The following is a 15,555-nucleotide window of genomic DNA, read 5'->3' as shown; positions in this document are numbered from 1 at the left end:
ATATAAACCATGTTTTCTGATGTGTCAAAAACCGCCGTCGATACGCATTTCCATGTTTTCAGGGCGGGCATTGCCCAGGCCGGAGCGCGCTACGCGCCGGCTTACGATGCGCCGTTTTCAAGCTGGCAAGCCAACGCTCAGCCGCTGGGCGTGGGTCGCGGCGTGCTGGTCCAGACCAGCTTCATGGGCAGCGACAACACGCAGCTGGTCGCTGAACTGGAGCGATGGCCAGGCGTCTTGCGCGGCGTCGCGGTGGTCGGGCCGGAGGCGACGCTTCAAACGCTGCAGCCATTGCACCGGGCTGGCGTGCGCGCAATCCGGCTGAACCTGGCGGGCGTTTCGCATGCATTGCGCGAATGGTCAAAGGCCGCCCCGCTGTGGGACGCGCTGGCCTTGCTCGGCTGGCATCTGGAACTGCACACCGACATCGGCCGCTTGCCGGAGGTGCTTGCGCAACTGCCCGGCGAGCTGCCACTGGTCATTGACCACATGGGCAAGCCCGAGGCGATCTCGGCTGATGACGCAACGGTGCGGGCCTTGGCTGAGCGTGCCCGGCGCAGCAACGTGCATCTCAAGCTCAGTGGCGCCTACCGGCTGGGGGGATTGAACCCAGGCGAACTGTCGCGCCTGTGGCTCGGCGAGCTGGGCGCCGGCCGCCTGCTGTGGGGCAGCGACTGGCCATGCACGAACCACGAATCGCTGGCGGACTACCCCGGGCTGCTCAATTCCCTGCACGAGTGGCTGGGCGATGAAGCGGTCATCGAGACGGTACTGTCCACCAACCCCCGGCGCCTGTATTGGGGTGATTGATGTTCTTCAAGGATCAATAAAAAGTCTGCTAGCGCACGTCCCCATTGCGCAAGCAGCTATTAATAACAGAGCAGCGTGGCCAGCGCGGCCAGCGGCGCGGTTTCGGCGCGCAGCACGCGCGGCCCGAGCGTGACCGGGCTGAAGCCGCAGGCAAGGGCGGCGGCTTCCTCGGCCGGGCTCAGGCCGCCTTCCGGGCCATTGAGAAACGTGAAGGAGGCCAGTGCGGTGCTGGCGACGGCTTCAGCCAGCGGCCTGCTGCCGTCCTGCAGCGACAGCAGCAGCCGCATGCCGTTGCTGGCGGCGGCGCCGGTTTCCGCCGTGCTTTTCTTCAGCCATTCGCCCAGCGTCGCCACGTCGTGAATCAGCGGCACCCGGTTGCGCCCGCACTGTTCGCTCGATGCGATGGCGATGCCGCGCCAGTGCGCGACCTTCTTGTCGGCGCGCTCGGCCTTGAGGCGCAGCACGCTGCGCTCGCTCATCACCGGCTGGATGCTGGCCGCGCCGAGTTCGGTGGCTTTTTCGATCAGCCAGTCCATGCGGTCGTTGGCCGGCATGCCGACGACCAGGTGGATGGTGCGCGCGGCCTCGCGCGCGGTGGCAGTCCAGGCGCCGATGGTCACGTCCACGTCGCTGCGGCCCATGCGCTCGACGGTGGCGTCGAATTCGCCTTCAGTGTCGCCCCGGCCGTTGAACAGCGTGATGCGCTCGCCCGGCTGCAGGCGCAGCACCTGCACATGGCGGGCAGTCTGCTCGGGCAGGCTGATGGACGTTCCGGCGGCGAGCGCCACGTCGGCATAAAAGCGCGCGCTCACGGCGTTTCAGCCGGCTGGAGAATAATGGGATTCGCTATTGAAATAATAGCTGCTTGCGCATATACAGCGTGCGCAAAAGGCATATTTGGCATCAAAACGTGTACCCCACGCGGGTTTCGTTGCCTTCGATCTCGTCGAGCAGCACCATCAGCGGCCCGAGCTGGCGGTAGCGGGCGCAGGTCGCGCGGGCGTATTTGATGAAGCGCGGCGTATCAAGCAGGTACTTGGGCTTGCCGTCGCGCAGCGTCAGGCGCGCAAAAATCCCGAGCACCTTGAGGTGGCGCTGCAGGCCCATCCATTCGACCGCCCGGTAGAACTCGCCGAAATCGTCGCCGACCGGCAGGCCGGCCTTGCGCGCCCTTTGCCAGTAGCGCACGGTGATGTCGAGCACGAACTCCTCTTCCCAGCTTAAAAAGGCATCGCGCATCAGGCTGGCGATGTCGTAGGTGATCGGGCCATAGACCGCGTCCTGGAAGTCGAGCACGCCGAGGTCGCCGTTCTTGTCCACCATCAGGTTGCGCGGCATGAAGTCGCGGTGCACATAGACGCGCGCGCCGTCGAGCGACTGCAGGTTGCTGGCCTTGATCTGCGCGAACAGCGGATCGAGCTTGCCCATCAGTGTGGCGTCGAGCGCAAAACCCCGGTGCTTGCCGACATACCACTCGGGGAACAGCGCCAGTTCGCGCGACAGCAGCGCGTCGTCGTAGGGCGGCAGTACGCCGGGTTTGGACGCCAGCTGCCACTGCACCAGCACGTCCACCGCCTGCATGTAGAGGTCGAAGTGCGCTGTTGTCGCCTCGACGCGGGCATCGACGGCGGCGGGCGGCGCGATCACGTCGAGCATGGTCTGCGCGCCCAGGTCGCTCAGCAGCATGAAGCCCAGCGGCTCGTCCCAGGCCAGCACGCGCGGCGCGCTCAGGCCGGCGTCCGCCATCAGGCCGGCCACCTTGACGAACGGCGCGCAGTCTTCCTGGGCCGGCGGCGCATCCATGATGATGAAGCTGGCCGTGCCAGCGGCCGCGTCCACGCGGAAATAGCGCCGAAAGCTGGCATCGGCCGAGGCCAGCCGGACGGTATCGGGCTGCAGGGCGTGTTGCGGCGCCACGGCGGCCAGCCAGTGGGCAAAGGCGCTGGCGCGCGCGGGGTCAAGCCAGTCGGGAGGGGAAGCGGTCATTTTGTCAAAGCCCTTGGTCAGTGCGGCAGCCCGGCACAGGCCGGTAAGAGGGTCATGGATAATCAGCCCTGATTTTACAAACGGGTTTATCTCATACAAACGATGCGCCGCGCATCCCACTCCTCCTTTATTCTTTCCCCGGTGGCCCATGCTGTCTCCCGGCTGGCGATGCTCGCCACGCTGGGGCTGGCCGCCGCAGGACCTGGCCATGCGCAGGCGCCGGCCGGAGCCGAAAGCGCCGCTGCGGCCCCTCCGCTGGCGCTCAAAAGCACGCCCATGCTGGCCGAGGGCGTCTCCAAAGCACCGGAAGATGAAGGCCCGACGTTTGTCTTCGGCGACCGGATTTCAGGCCGGCCGGACCTGGAAACGGTGATTGAGGGCAATGCCGAGCTGCGCCGTGGCGCCACGTCCATGCGCGCCGACCGCATCGAGTACTACCAGCCCGACGACCAGCTCAAGAGCACCGGCCATGTGCGCATCAACAACGCCGGCAACCGCTTTGAAGGCCCGGAACTGCAGCTCAAGCTGGACCGTTTTGAAGGCTTTTTCACCACGCCGCGCTATTCGTTCCTGCAAAACGGCGGCAACGGCCAGGCCGAGCGGGTCGATTTCATCGACGACAAGCACCTGACCGCGCACCGCGCCACCTACACCACCTGCGAGCGCAACAACGAGGAAAGCTGGAAGCCCGCCTGGGAGCTGACCGCCACGCGCGTTGACTTTGACCTGGACCAGGAAGTCGGCGTGGCCACCGGCGCCGTCGTGCGCTTCAAGGACGTGCCGATCCTGGCCTTTCCCAAGGTCAGCTTTCCGCTCAGCGACAAGCGCAAGTCGGGCCTGCTGCCGCCCACGCTGGGCCTGAGTTCGCTCAACGGCTTTGAAATTCGCCAGCCGTATTACTTTGACATCGCGCCGAACCGGGATGCGACCTTTTCGCCTGCCGTCATGAGCAAGCGCGGCGTCGATCTGGCCGGCGAATTCCGCTACCTGGAGCCCACCTACCGGGGCCAGGTCAGCGCCAATGTGCTGCCTGGCGACAAGCTGCGGGGCCGTGACCGCTGGTCGTATTCGCTGCAGCATGTCGGTGCCATCGACACCGGCGTGTCGGCCATCGGCGGGGTGGGGCTGAACCTGAATCTGAACAAGGTCAGCGACAACGACTACTGGCGCGATTTTCCGCTCACCACCGGCCAGGTCACGCAGCGGCTGCTGACCCAGGATGCGTCGCTGAGCTGGGGCAAGGGCTATTTTTCCTCGTCAGTACGGGCGCTCAAGTGGCAGACGCTGCAGGATGTCAGCTCGCCGATCATCCCGCCGTATGACCGCCTGCCGCAGCTGACCGCGGCCTATACCCGTGTCGATGCCCCGCTGCTCGGGCTGGGCAGCGGTTTTGACTGGTCCGCCGAGGCCGATTTCACCCGTTTTTCCGCCGACCAGAACCTGACCAAGCAGCCCAACGGCAGCCGCGCCTTCAGCCGGTTGCAGGTCAGCCGTCCGTGGCTGGCGCCGTGGGGCTACATCACGCCCAAGGTGCAGCTGCATGCCAGCAGCTACCAGTTCGACTCGCCGCTGGCCAACGGCGCCACGTCGGCTTCGCGCGTGGTGCCAACCTTCAGCCTGGACGGCGGCCTGCAGTTCGAGCGCGACGCCAGCTACTTTGGCCGCAGCTTTACCCAGACGCTGGAGCCGCGCGCTTTTTATGTGCGCACGCCTTACCGCGACCAAAGCTACCTGCCCAATTACGACTCGGGCGTCAACAGCTTCAACTTCGCCACCGTCTTCACCGAGAACGCCTTTGTCGGCAACGACCGCATCTCGGATGCCAATTTGCTGACCCTGGGCGTGACCTCGCGCCTGCTGGACCCGGCCACCGGCGCCGAGGCCGTGCGGCTGGGCATTGCCCAGCGCCTGCGCTTTGACGACCAGCGCGTCAGCCTGCCGGCGCTCGGCACCACGCCCGTGCCCGGCGCCTTGCCGGTGACCGACCGCGTCAGCGACCTGCTGGTGGGCGCATCGGTCAACTGGGTGCCGCAGTGGACGTTCGACAGCACGGTCCAGTACAACCCCAAGATCAGGCAGTCCGAACTGGCCTCCATCGGCGTGCGCTACAACCCGGGCAACTACCGCACCGTCAGCGCCGCATTTCGCCGCCAGCGCAACATCAGTGAGCAGATCGACGTCGGCTGGCAGTGGCCCATCAACGACCTGTGGGGCGACAAGGGCCAGGACCTGGGCGCCGGGCGCGGCCAGGGCGGCGGTCGCTACTACAGCGTGGGCCGGCTGAACTACAGCACGCTGGAGAAAAAGCTGGTCGATGCGGTGGTCGGCATTGAGTACGATGGCTGCTGCTGGATTGGCCGCGTGGTGCTGCAGCGCTCGCAAAACAGCACCGCGACCGCCAGCACCCGAATCCTGTTCCAGCTTGAAATGGTCGGTTTTTCGCGCATCGGCTCCAGCCCGCTCGAAACGCTCAAGAGCAACGTGCCACGCTACCAATACTTGCGTGACAAAATCAGCCCTCCCAGCCGCTTTACCACTTATGACTAAACACCGTTTTTTGACTGTCCGGCCGCTGGCCGCTGCGCTGGCGCTCGTGCTTGCGCTGCCGCTGAGCGTCGTGCAGGCCCAGATCGCCCGGCCTTCGGCCGCGCCGCGCCTGGTGGTGCCGGCCGCGCCGGCGGGCAATGCCGCGCCACGCGCGGGCGCCCAGCAGCAGGCCGACTTCATCGTGGTCGTGGTCAATTCCGAGCCGATCACCAACAATGAAGTGCGCACCAAGCTGCTGCGCACCGAGCAGCAGCTCAAGCAGCAGAGCATCGCCCTGCCGCCGCGCAGCGAGCTGATGCCGCAACTGCTGGAGCGCATGATCAGCGACAAGGCCCAGTTGCAGGCCGCGCAGGCCACGGGCTTCAAGATCGACGACAACGCCGTCGAGGGCGCGGTCCAGACGGTCGCCCGCCAGAACCAGATCACGGTCGATGAGCTGCGCCGCCGCCTGAAGGCCGACGGCATCGACTATGCCCAGTTCCGCTCGGAGATTCGTGACGAACTCTTGATCAGCCGGCTGCGCCAGCGCGAAGTCGAGTCGCGCATCAACGTGAGCGAGATGGAAATTGACGACTACCTGCGCAGCCAGGAAGGCAAGCCGGGTGCTGCAGGTGCGGCCCCGGCGGCGCTCAACCTGGCTGAAATCCTGGTGGCGGTGCCCGAAAACGCCACGCCCGAGCAGGTCGCCAGCCTGCAGGCCAAGGCCCGGCAGGTGCTGGAGCGTGCCAAGGCCGGTGCCGACTTCGCCGCGCTGGCGACCGAGGTTTCGGCGGCGGCTTCGCGCAGCAATGGCGGCCAGATCGGCCTGCGCAGCGCCGACCGCTATCCGCCGTTGTTTGTCGAGGCGACGCAAAGCCTGCCTGCGGGCGGCCTGGCCGGCCCGGTGCGCAGCGCCGCCGGGTTTCACATCCTGAAGGTGATCGAGAAGCGGCAGGGCGGTTTGCCCGATGCGGTCATCACGCAAACCCATGCCCGCCACATCCTGCTGCGGCTGACGCCCCAGCTCACCGAAGCGGCCGCCGTGGAAAAACTCGCCGGCTTCAAGAAGCGCATCGTGGCCGGCCAGGCCGACTTTGCCGCCCTGGCGCGCGAAAACAGCCAGGATGCCTCGGCCAAGCAGGGCGGCGACCTGGGCTGGGTGCCTGGCGGCGCTTTCGTGCCGGAATTTGAAAAGGTCATGAACGCCTTGGCGCCCAACCAGGTCTCCGACCCGCTGGTGTCGCGCTTCGGCGTTCACCTGGTGCAGGTGCTGGAACGCCGCGAGGCGCCGGTTTCGCCGCGTGACCAGCGCGAGATGGTGCGCGGCATGCTGCGCGAGAAAAAGCAGAACGAAGCCTATGTGCGCTGGGCCGAGGACATCCGTGGCCGCGCCTACGTGGAATTCCGCGAGCAGCCGCAATGAAACACATTGCGCGCAAGCGCTTCGGCCAGCATTTCCTGACCGACCGGCTGATCATCGAAGGCATCGTGGAGGCGATTGCGCCTTTGCCCGGCCAGCCGATGGTCGAGATCGGTCCTGGCCTGGCCGCGATGACGCGGCCGCTGGTCGAGCGCCTTGGGCACCTGACGGTGATCGAGCTGGACCGCGACCTGGCGCGCCAGCTGCGCTCGAATCCGCAACTGACGGTCATTGAATCCGATGTGCTGCGGGTGGATTTCCTGCAGTTGGCGGAGCAGGTCCAGTCTGCCGGCGCGTTGCGCGGCGCAGCCTCGCAAACCCCCAGCCCTTGCAAGTTGCGGGTGGTCGGCAATCTGCCCTACAACATCTCCACGCCCATCCTGTTTCACCTGCTTGATGCGGTCGAGGTGATTGAAGACCAGCATTTCATGCTGCAAAAGGAAGTCATCGACCGCATGGTGGCTATGCCCTCGACCAGCGACTACGGCCGCCTGAGCGTGATGCTGCAGTGGCGCTATGCGATGGAAAATGTCCTGTATGTGCCGCCGCAGAGCTTTGATCCGCCGCCGCGCGTGGACAGCGCCATCGTGCGCATGGTGCCGCATGCCGAGCCGGCCAGGCTGGACGTCAAGCTGCTGAGCGAGCTGGTGCGGGTCGCCTTCAGCCAGCGCCGCAAACTGCTGCGCCACACGCTCGGCCAATGGCTGGAGCAGCATGCGTTTTCTGGCGAGTTCGATGTCAAGCGGCGCGCCGAAGAGGTGCCGGTGGCCGAGTACCTGGCGCTGGCGCAGCAGGTACAGACCGGCACGGCGCAGCCCGAAAAAATAGAACTGCTATAAAAAATGTAGCTTAAAGCGCTTGCTGGACGAGCGTAAAAGCCCTATTTGATCGTAAAAAAACCCGCAAGTTGCGGGTTTTTTATGGGATGCCTGAAACTTGGGGTTTCAGGCCGCCGCGAGCCAGTAGCTGGCGTTGAACGGACTGCTCATGCGCAGCGCCAGTGGCGACACGTCGAGCAGTTTGTCGGTCGGCATCGGTTCTGCACCTTCTGCGACGACTTGCTGGGCCTCATTCGCCCGATCCCCTTGGCCAATGTCTGGGGAGCGGGCTACAGAAAAGAATAGAAGCATCTGAACGGTATCTTGCGATCCGCCCAGTAGTCGGCTGCATCCCGGAAGATGTCGAGCAGTTGCTCGCGCGCTTCCTTGTCGAATTTGGCGTGCGCAGGAATCTGCTCCAGCACGACGATAAAGCCGGGCTGCGGGCCTGATTTGTGAACCAGGTCCGTCATGCAGTCGTACAAGGCATCGAAGTTCTTGCCGACATGCGCCGGGAAGGTGTACTGGGCCGCGATCATGTCCAGAATGTCCTGCTTGCTCTGGGCGTTGCCCAGGTTGGCATACAGAAAATGCTGGTTCAGCTTCGTCGCAGCTTCCTGCAATTCGGGCACACGAAAGGCGCGTATGGACTGAACAATGTTGGGCCGGATGCCCTTCAATGGTATTTCGTCGTCCTTACGAAGTGGTGTTTCCATCTCCGCTTCTCTTTCTCTTGAGTCAAAAGTCAAAATAACAACCACAGTCCTGGTTAGTGAACGATTTTGCGAAAACTCGCATAGTGATCTTGGCATCCTCCCCACCATCAATGGCGGGGATTCCCTCTACAGGACGGCCATGCCCGACCGCATCGGCTTGCGCCGACTTCAGCAAAACGCCTACCTTTCGGATTCCCACAAGGGGCGGCGAATTACCGGAAATTTCTGTGCTGGATTCCGACCGCCTGATGGCGGAAAAATGCGGAATCTTTTTAGCACTTGAAACCTGTCCTGGCACCGGGAGGCTCGCCAAAACCAGAGCTGAACCCTGGGACTGGCCGCTCACTTCGGGCCAATTCGTCGGGTTAACCCTTAAATTTCAAGAGGGGTAGTTTGCCGCATGCGGAAAAAAAAGGCAAGCGATTGCTGAAATTTTAGGCATTAAAAAGAGGGCTCTAAAGCCCTCTTTACTTGGTAACGCCTGACGGCTTTGACTTTAGCGTGCGGCGTTGGCGTCCGCGACCGTGAGTGCCGTCATGTTGACAATCCGGCGCACGGTGGCCGTTGGCGTCAGGATGTGCATCGGCTTGTTGGCACCCAGCAGCACCGGGCCAATGGCAATGTTGCCGCCGGCTGCGGTCTTGAGCAGGTTGTAGGAAATGTTGGCGGCGTCAATATTGGGCAGCACCAGCAGGTTGGCTTCGCCGGTCAGCGTGCTGTTGGGCATGATGAGGCGGCGGCCCTCGGCATCCAGCGCCACGTCGCCGTGCATTTCGCCATCGACTTCGAGCCAGGGCGTCTGCTCGCGCAGCAGTTCGAGCGTGCGGCGCATTTTCAGGGCGCTCGGGTGGTTGGACGAGCCGAAGTTCGAATGCGACAGCAGCGCCGCCTTGGGCTTGATGCCGAAGCGCATCATTTCCTCGGCCGCCATGGTGGTGATTTCGGCCAGCTGCTCGGCTGTCGGGTCGTAGTTGACGTGGGTGTCGAGCAAAAACACCTGGCGGCCGGGGAGCATCAGCCCGTTCATGCAGGCATAGGTGTTGACGCCTTCGCGCTTGCCGATGACCTGGTCCAGGTAGGCCAGATGGTGGCTCGTCGTGCCCCAGGTGCCGCAGATCAGGCCGTCCACATCGCCCTTGAGCAGCAGCATGCCGGCAATCAAGGTCAGGCGGCGGCGCATTTCGATCTTGGCCATCTGCGCCGTCACGCCGCTGCGCTCGGTCAGGCGGTGGTAGGTCTGCCAGAAGTCGCGGTAGCGGTGGTCCTGCTCGACATTGACCACGTCGTAGTCGAGTTCTTCCTTCAGGCGCAGGCCGAACTTTTCAATCCGCTGGGCGATGATGGCCGGGCGGCCAATCAGCGTCGGCCGGGCCAGGTTTTCGTCCACCACGATCTGGCAGGCGCGCAGCACGCGCTCTTCCTCGCCTTCGGCATAGGCCACGCGCTTGCGGGCCGCGACCTTGGCCGCCGTGAAAATCGGCTTCATGATCGTGCCGGAGGCATAGACAAAGCTTTGCAGGCGCTCGCGGTAGTGGTCCATGTCGGCGATGGGCCGCAGCGCCACGCCGCTGTCGGCGGCGGCCTGGGCCACGGCCGGTGCAATCTTCATCATCAGGCGCGGATCAAACGGCTTGGGAATCAGGTATTCCGGGCCGAAGGTCAGCTTTTCGCCGATGTAGGCGGCGGCGACCACTTCGCTCTGCTCGGCCTGCGCCAACTCGGCAATGGCGTGGACGGCGGCGATTTCCATCTCGATGGTGATGGTCGATGCGCCGGCATCCAGCGCGCCGCGAAAGATATACGGAAAGCACAGGACGTTGTTGACCTGGTTCGGGTAGTCGCTGCGGCCGGTGGCGATGATGGCGTCATCGCGCACCGACTTGACGTCTTCGGGCGTGATTTCCGGGTTTGGGTTGGCCAGCGCAAAAATGATGGGGTGGGCCGCCATCTTCGCGACCATCTCTTTCTTGAGCACGCCGCCAGCCGACAGACCCAGAAAGACATCCGCGCCTTCGATGATTTCGCCCAGCGTGCGGGCTTGCGTGGGCTGGGCGAACTGGATCTTGTCCTCGTCCATCAGTTCGGTGCGGCCTTCATAGACCACCCCGGCCAGGTCGGTCACGTAGATGTTCTCGCGCGGAATGCCCAGCTTGAGCAGCAGGCCCAGGCAGGCCAGCGCCGCCGCACCCGCGCCGGAGGTCACGAGCTTGACTTTTTTCGGATCCTTGCCCGCTACCTTCAGGGCGTTGAGCATGGCCGCGCCGACGGTGATGGCCGTGCCGTGCTGGTCGTCGTGAAAGACCGGAATCTTCATGCGCTTGCGCAGTTCGCGCTCGATATAAAAGCAGTCCGGCGCCTTGATGTCTTCGAGGTTGATGGCGCCGAAGGTCGGCTCCAGCGAGGCGATGATCTCGACCAGTTTGGCCGGGTCTTTCTCGTCGATCTCGATGTCGAACACATCGACGCCGGCGAACTTCTTGAACAGCACGCCCTTGCCTTCCATGACCGGCTTGGAAGCCAGCGGGCCGATGTCGCCCAGTCCCAGCACCGCCGTGCCGTTGGTGATGACGGCGACCAGGTTGCCCCGGCTGGTGTACTTGAAGGCGGCGTTCGGGTCCTTGACGATTTCCTCGCAGGGCGCGGCCACGCCGGGCGAATAGGCCAGCGCCAGATCGCGCTGGTTGGTCAGCTGCTTGGTGGCGGAAATGGCAATCTTGCCGGGGGTTGGAAACTCATGGTATTCCAGCGCGGCGCGGCGCAGTTCGGCGCGCTTTTCGTTGCGCTCGGTATCAAGATCGTGGGGCATCGCAGCGGATGGGGTGAGCATTGATAAGTCTCCAGCTAGGACGGTCAGTGCGGCCGTCAACTCGTTTGTACGGTTTGCGATTGTAGGCCGCACCTAGCGCAGAAACAGGGGTGAAATCCATGCGCCGGGACGATGTATTTTTGATTTTTTTGCACGCATCACCGCTTTGCTGGATTCGTGCGCGTGATGTTTTTTTGCAAAAGACAGAAGCAATCTATTGGTGTTAACCCGTATATGGCTTGGGTTGTACCTTTTATAGAATGGGTTGCACTTATTTTTAAAAGGTGCAACCCATGTCCACAGTCACGCTCGGCCTGAAGGTTGATGAGGCGCTTCGAGCCCGTATCAGGGAAGCCGCCGCCCAGCAAGGCAGGGCTCCCCACTGGCTGATCAAGCAGGCAGTCTTGCAGTATGTCGAAAACATCGAGCGGGGTCAGTTGCCGCAAGGTACAACCCTGGGTGCAACCGATGGTATCCAGAAAACCGGGCTTGACGATGCCGGCGAGCCGCTCCTGCCGGTCAATACCACGCTTTCTTCTCAGCCCTTCCTGGACTGGGCGCAAAACGTCCTGCCGCAGACCAGCTTGCGCGCCGCCGTCACCGCCGCCTGGCACCGGCCCGAGGAAGAGTGCCTGCCCATGCTGGTGCAACTGGCGCACACCGGCGATGCCGCCCAGCGCGCCGCCATCGAAGACGTCGCCACCCGGCTCGTGCAAGGCCTGCGCGGCAGACAAGACGCCGGCGGCGTGGAAGCGCTGGTGCAGGAATTCTCGCTCTCCAGCCAGGAAGGCGTGGCGCTGATGTGCCTGGCCGAGGCGCTGCTGCGCATTCCCGACAACGCCACGCGCGACGCGCTGATCCGCGACAAGATCAGCCGTGGCGACTGGCATGCGCACCTGGGCAATTCGCCGTCGATGTTTGTCAACGCCGCCGTCTGGGGGCTGATGCTGACCGGCAAGCTGACCGCCACCAGCAGCGAAAAAAGCCTGGGCTCGTCGCTGACCCGTCTGATCGGCAAGGGCGGCGAGCCGCTGATCCGCCAGGGCGTGCACCGCGCCATGAAGCTCATGGGCGAGCAGTTCGTGACCGGCCAGACCATCTCCGAAGCCCTGGCCAACAGCCGCGCGCTGGAAAAGGCCGGCTTTCGCTATTCCTACGACATGCTGGGCGAAGCCGCCGCGACCGAGCAGGACGCCGAGCGCTACCTGGCGTCCTACGAGCAGGCCATCCATGCCATCGGCAAGGCGTCGCACGGGCGCGGCATCCATGAAGGGCCGGGCATTTCGGTCAAGCTGTCGGCGCTGCACCCGCGCTACAGCCGCGCCCAGCGCGACCGGGTGATGGGCGAGCTGCTGCCGCGACTGCTCAGGCTCACGCTGCTGGCGCGCCGCTACGACATCGGCCTGAACATTGACGCCGAGGAGGCCGACCGGCTCGAACTCTCGCTCGACCTGCTTGAAAGCCTGTGCTTCGACCCGGCGCTCAAGGGCTGGAACGGCATCGGCTTCGTGGTGCAGGCCTACCAGAAGCGCTGCCCCTACGTGATCGACTACCTGATCGACCTGGCCAGGCGCAGCAGCCACCGACTGATGGTGCGGCTGGTCAAGGGCGCCTACTGGGACAGCGAGATCAAGCGCGCGCAAGAGGGTGGCCTGGACGGCTACCCGGTGTTCACGCGCAAGGTGCACACCGACGTTTCCTACCTGGCCTGCGCGCGCAAGCTGCTGGCCGCGCCCGACGCTGTTTACCCGCAGTTCGCCACCCACAATGCGCAGACCGTAGCAAGCATCTACCACATGGCTGGTGGCAACTACTACAGCGGCCAGTACGAATTCCAGTGCCTGCACGGCATGGGCGAGCCGCTGTATGAGCAGGTCACGGGCAGTGCCGCCGACGGCAAGCTGGCCCGCCCCTGCCGCATCTACGCCCCGGTCGGCACGCACGAGACGCTGCTGGCCTACCTGGTGCGCCGCCTGCTGGAGAACGGCGCCAACACCTCGTTCGTCAACCGCATCGGCGATGCCAGCGTGCCGGTGGCCGAACTGGTCGTTGACCCGGTGGCTGACGTGCGCCAGATCGCGCTTGAAACCGGCCGGCTGGGCGCGCCGCACCCGAAGATCGCGCTGCCGCGCCAGCTGTTTGCCAACCTGGGCGCGCAGTCGCGGCTGAACTCGTCGGGCCTGAACCTGGCGCACGAGCAGCAACTGGCGTCGCTTGCCGCCGGCCTGCTGCGCAGCACCCAGGTCACTTACGCTGCAGCGGCCAGCGTTGCCGACGTTTCATCCTTCGATCCGGACAAGGCCGTAGCCGACGGCTGGCAGCCTGTCTTGAACCCGGCCGACACGCGCGACCAGGTCGGCTGGGTGCGCCCGGCCACCGCGCAGGAAGTCGAGCAGGTCGTCAGCCGCGCCGCCAGCGCCGCGCAGATCTGGCAGGGCACGCCGCCGCAGGAGCGCGCCGCCTGCTTGACACGCGCGGCCGACCTGCTGGAGCAGCGCACGCAAAGCCTGCTGGGCCTGATCGTGCGCGAAGCCGGCAAGTCGCTGCCCAACGCGATTGCCGAGGTGCGCGAAGCGGTGGACTTTTTGCGCTACTACGCCGCCCAGGTCGAGGCGACCTTCGACAACGACTCGCACCGCCCGCTCGGTGTGGTGCTGTGCATCAGCCCGTGGAACTTCCCGCTGGCGATTTTCACCGGCCAGGTGGCCGCCGCGCTGGCCAGCGGCAACTGCGCGCTGGCCAAGCCGGCCGAGCAGACGCCGCTGGTTGCCGGTGTGATGGTGAACATCCTGCACGAAGCCGGCGTGCCGCAGGATGCCGTGCAGCTGGTGCCCGGCGCGGGTGATACCGTCGGCGCGGCGCTGGTGGCGCACCGTCAGGTGGCCGGCGTGATGTTCACCGGCTCGACCGAAGTGTCGCGGCTGATCGCGCAGACGCTGGCGAAACGCCTGAGCCCGCAGGGCCGCTGCATCCCGCTGATCGCCGAGACCGGCGGCCAGAACGCGCTGGTGGCCGACTCGTCGGCGCTGGCCGAGCAGCTGGTCGGCGACGTGCTGGCCTCAAGCTTTGATTCGGCCGGCCAGCGCTGCTCGGCGCTGCGCCTGCTGTGCATCCAGGAAGACGGCGCTGAGCGCGTGGTCCATATGATCAAGGAAGCCATGCGCGAATGGGTCATGGGCAACCCCGACCGCATGCACACCGATGTCGGCCCGGTGATCGACGAGGACGCGCGCATCCAGATCGAGCGGCACATTGCCGCCATGCAGGCCGCAGGCCAGAGCGTCACCCGCATGGCGCGTGACGAAAGCGCCGGCCAGGGCCATTTCGTGATGCCCGCGCTGATCGAGATCGACAGCATCCAGCGCCTCAAGCGCGAGGTCTTCGGCCCGGTGCTGCATGTGCTGCGCTACCGCCGCGAGCAGCTCGGCGAGGTGCTGGACGCGATCAACGCCACCGGCTACGGCCTGACCTTCGGCGTGCACAGCCGCATCGACGAAACCATTGCCCAGGTCACGCAGAAGGTGCAGGCCGGCAATATCTACGTCAACCGCAATGTGATTGGCGCGGTGGTCGGCGTGCAGCCCTTCGGCGGAATGGGCCTGTCCGGCACCGGCCCCAAGGCGGGCGGCCCGCTCTACCTGTACCGCCTGCTGCAGGCCGGCCAGTCGCAGGGCAAGCTGGCGCTGGCTGCGCTGCCGGCGATGCCCGTCAGCCGCACGTCCGCGCCCGCCATCGGGCGCGACCCGGCCGATGTGCCCGCGCTGAAGGCGCTGCAAAGCCTGGGCGCTGCATTGCAAGGCCCCCAATTTGCCGCGCTGGCGGGCTGGCAGGGCAGCGGTGACGCCGCACTGGCCGTGGCCGCGTGCGAAGCGTACCGCGCCAGCAGCGTGCTGGGCCAGCTGTTCACCCTGCCCGGACCCACCGGCGAGTCGAACCGCTACCAGCTGCTGCCGCGCGGCGCCGTCTGGGCCGCGCCGCAGACCGCGCTCGGCCTGGTGCACCAGGTAGCGGCGGCGCTGGCCAGCGGCAACCCGTGCTGGCTGGAGACGCCTGCGGCCAGCAGCGCCGTGGCGCAGGCGCTGGCCGCGCTGCCGCCCGAGGCGCAGGGCTTTGTCGAGTCACGCACCACCGCGCAACTGCTGGGCGAGACGCAGCTGAGCGCGATGCTGTTCGAGGGCGATGGCGACGCGCTGCAGGCCTTGTTGCCGCGCGTCGCGCAGCGCCCCGGCGCCCTCGTGCGGATTGAAAACCTGACCCCGGCGCAACTGGCCGACGGCGCCCTGTACGACATGAGCGCGCTGATGCATGAGCAAAGCATCAGCACCAACACCGCCGCAGCCGGCGGCAACGCGCAGCTCATGACGATGGGCTGATCCATAGGCGGGCTGCAGGGGATTCTTCCGGTTTTTAGTGATGAAATATGTCTTTTGCGCAATAGGAACGGGCGTAAGCAGCTATCAATAAAATAGTGTT

Annotated in this window: 9 protein-coding genes; 5 read left to right on the top strand and 4 right to left on the bottom strand. The window is 65.2% G+C overall.

Features of this window, described 5'->3' with window-relative positions:
• The first annotated feature begins 9 nt into the window (after window positions 1-9).
• On the top strand, window positions 10-810 hold the full coding sequence (locus PNAP_RS20330) for an amidohydrolase family protein (RefSeq protein ID WP_011803432.1): 801 nt from the start codon (window positions 10-12) through the stop codon (window positions 808-810).
• 59 nt (window positions 811-869) lie between these two features.
• Here PNAP_RS20330 and PNAP_RS20325 read toward each other — a convergent pair whose 3' ends face one another.
• Together PNAP_RS20325 and PNAP_RS20320 are read right to left on the bottom strand one after the other, a co-directional pair.
• Entirely contained in the window at window positions 870-1,622 is a 753-nt protein-coding gene (locus tag PNAP_RS20325; RefSeq protein ID WP_011803431.1) for a 16S rRNA (uracil(1498)-N(3))-methyltransferase, read from the bottom strand.
• 91 nt (window positions 1,623-1,713) lie between these two features.
• Complete coding sequence (locus PNAP_RS20320) at window positions 1,714-2,796, bottom strand: aminoglycoside phosphotransferase family protein (RefSeq protein WP_011803430.1); 1,083 nt, start codon at window positions 2,794-2,796, stop codon at window positions 1,714-1,716.
• 102 nt (window positions 2,797-2,898) lie between these two features.
• Here PNAP_RS20320 and PNAP_RS20315 point away from each other — a divergent pair, with 102 nt between their 5' ends.
• From PNAP_RS20315 to rsmA, 3 genes are read left to right on the top strand one after another with little or no spacing between them, the layout of a single operon-like run.
• Entirely contained in the window at window positions 2,899-5,343 is a 2,445-nt protein-coding gene (locus tag PNAP_RS20315; RefSeq protein WP_011803429.1) for an LPS-assembly protein LptD, read from the top strand.
• Complete coding sequence (locus PNAP_RS20310) at window positions 5,336-6,745, top strand: peptidylprolyl isomerase (RefSeq protein ID WP_011803428.1); 1,410 nt, start codon at window positions 5,336-5,338, stop codon at window positions 6,743-6,745. The genes PNAP_RS20315 and PNAP_RS20310 overlap by 8 nt, the downstream gene beginning before the upstream one ends.
• Entirely contained in the window at window positions 6,742-7,581 is an 840-nt protein-coding gene (gene rsmA, locus PNAP_RS20305) for a 16S rRNA (adenine(1518)-N(6)/adenine(1519)-N(6))-dimethyltransferase RsmA (protein WP_011803427.1), read from the top strand. The genes PNAP_RS20310 and rsmA overlap by 4 nt, the downstream gene beginning before the upstream one ends.
• Window positions 7,582-7,850: 269 nt before the next feature.
• Here rsmA and PNAP_RS20300 read toward each other — a convergent pair whose 3' ends face one another.
• Window positions 7,851-8,276 carry a barstar family protein gene (locus tag PNAP_RS20300; RefSeq protein ID WP_011803425.1) on the bottom strand — a complete coding sequence of 142 codons (426 nt, stop codon included), beginning with the start codon at window positions 8,274-8,276 and terminating at the stop codon, window positions 7,851-7,853.
• A 496-nt stretch (window positions 8,277-8,772) separates the two neighbouring features.
• Window positions 8,773-11,103, bottom strand: coding sequence for an NADP-dependent malic enzyme (locus PNAP_RS20295; protein ID WP_011803424.1), 2,331 nt, complete (start codon window positions 11,101-11,103; stop codon window positions 8,773-8,775).
• Between the two features lie 272 nt (window positions 11,104-11,375).
• Here PNAP_RS20295 and putA point away from each other — a divergent pair, with 272 nt between their 5' ends.
• Window positions 11,376-15,455 carry a trifunctional transcriptional regulator/proline dehydrogenase/L-glutamate gamma-semialdehyde dehydrogenase gene (gene putA / locus PNAP_RS20290; protein WP_041376854.1) on the top strand — a complete coding sequence of 1,360 codons (4,080 nt, stop codon included), beginning with the start codon at window positions 11,376-11,378 and terminating at the stop codon, window positions 15,453-15,455.
• Window positions 15,456-15,555: the final 100 nt, after the last annotated feature.

This window comes from Polaromonas naphthalenivorans CJ2, from assembly GCF_000015505.1.
GTDB classification, from domain to species: Bacteria; Pseudomonadota; Gammaproteobacteria; order Burkholderiales; family Burkholderiaceae_C; genus Polaromonas; species Polaromonas naphthalenivorans.
This window is presented reverse-complemented; position numbering and strand designations above follow the sequence as displayed.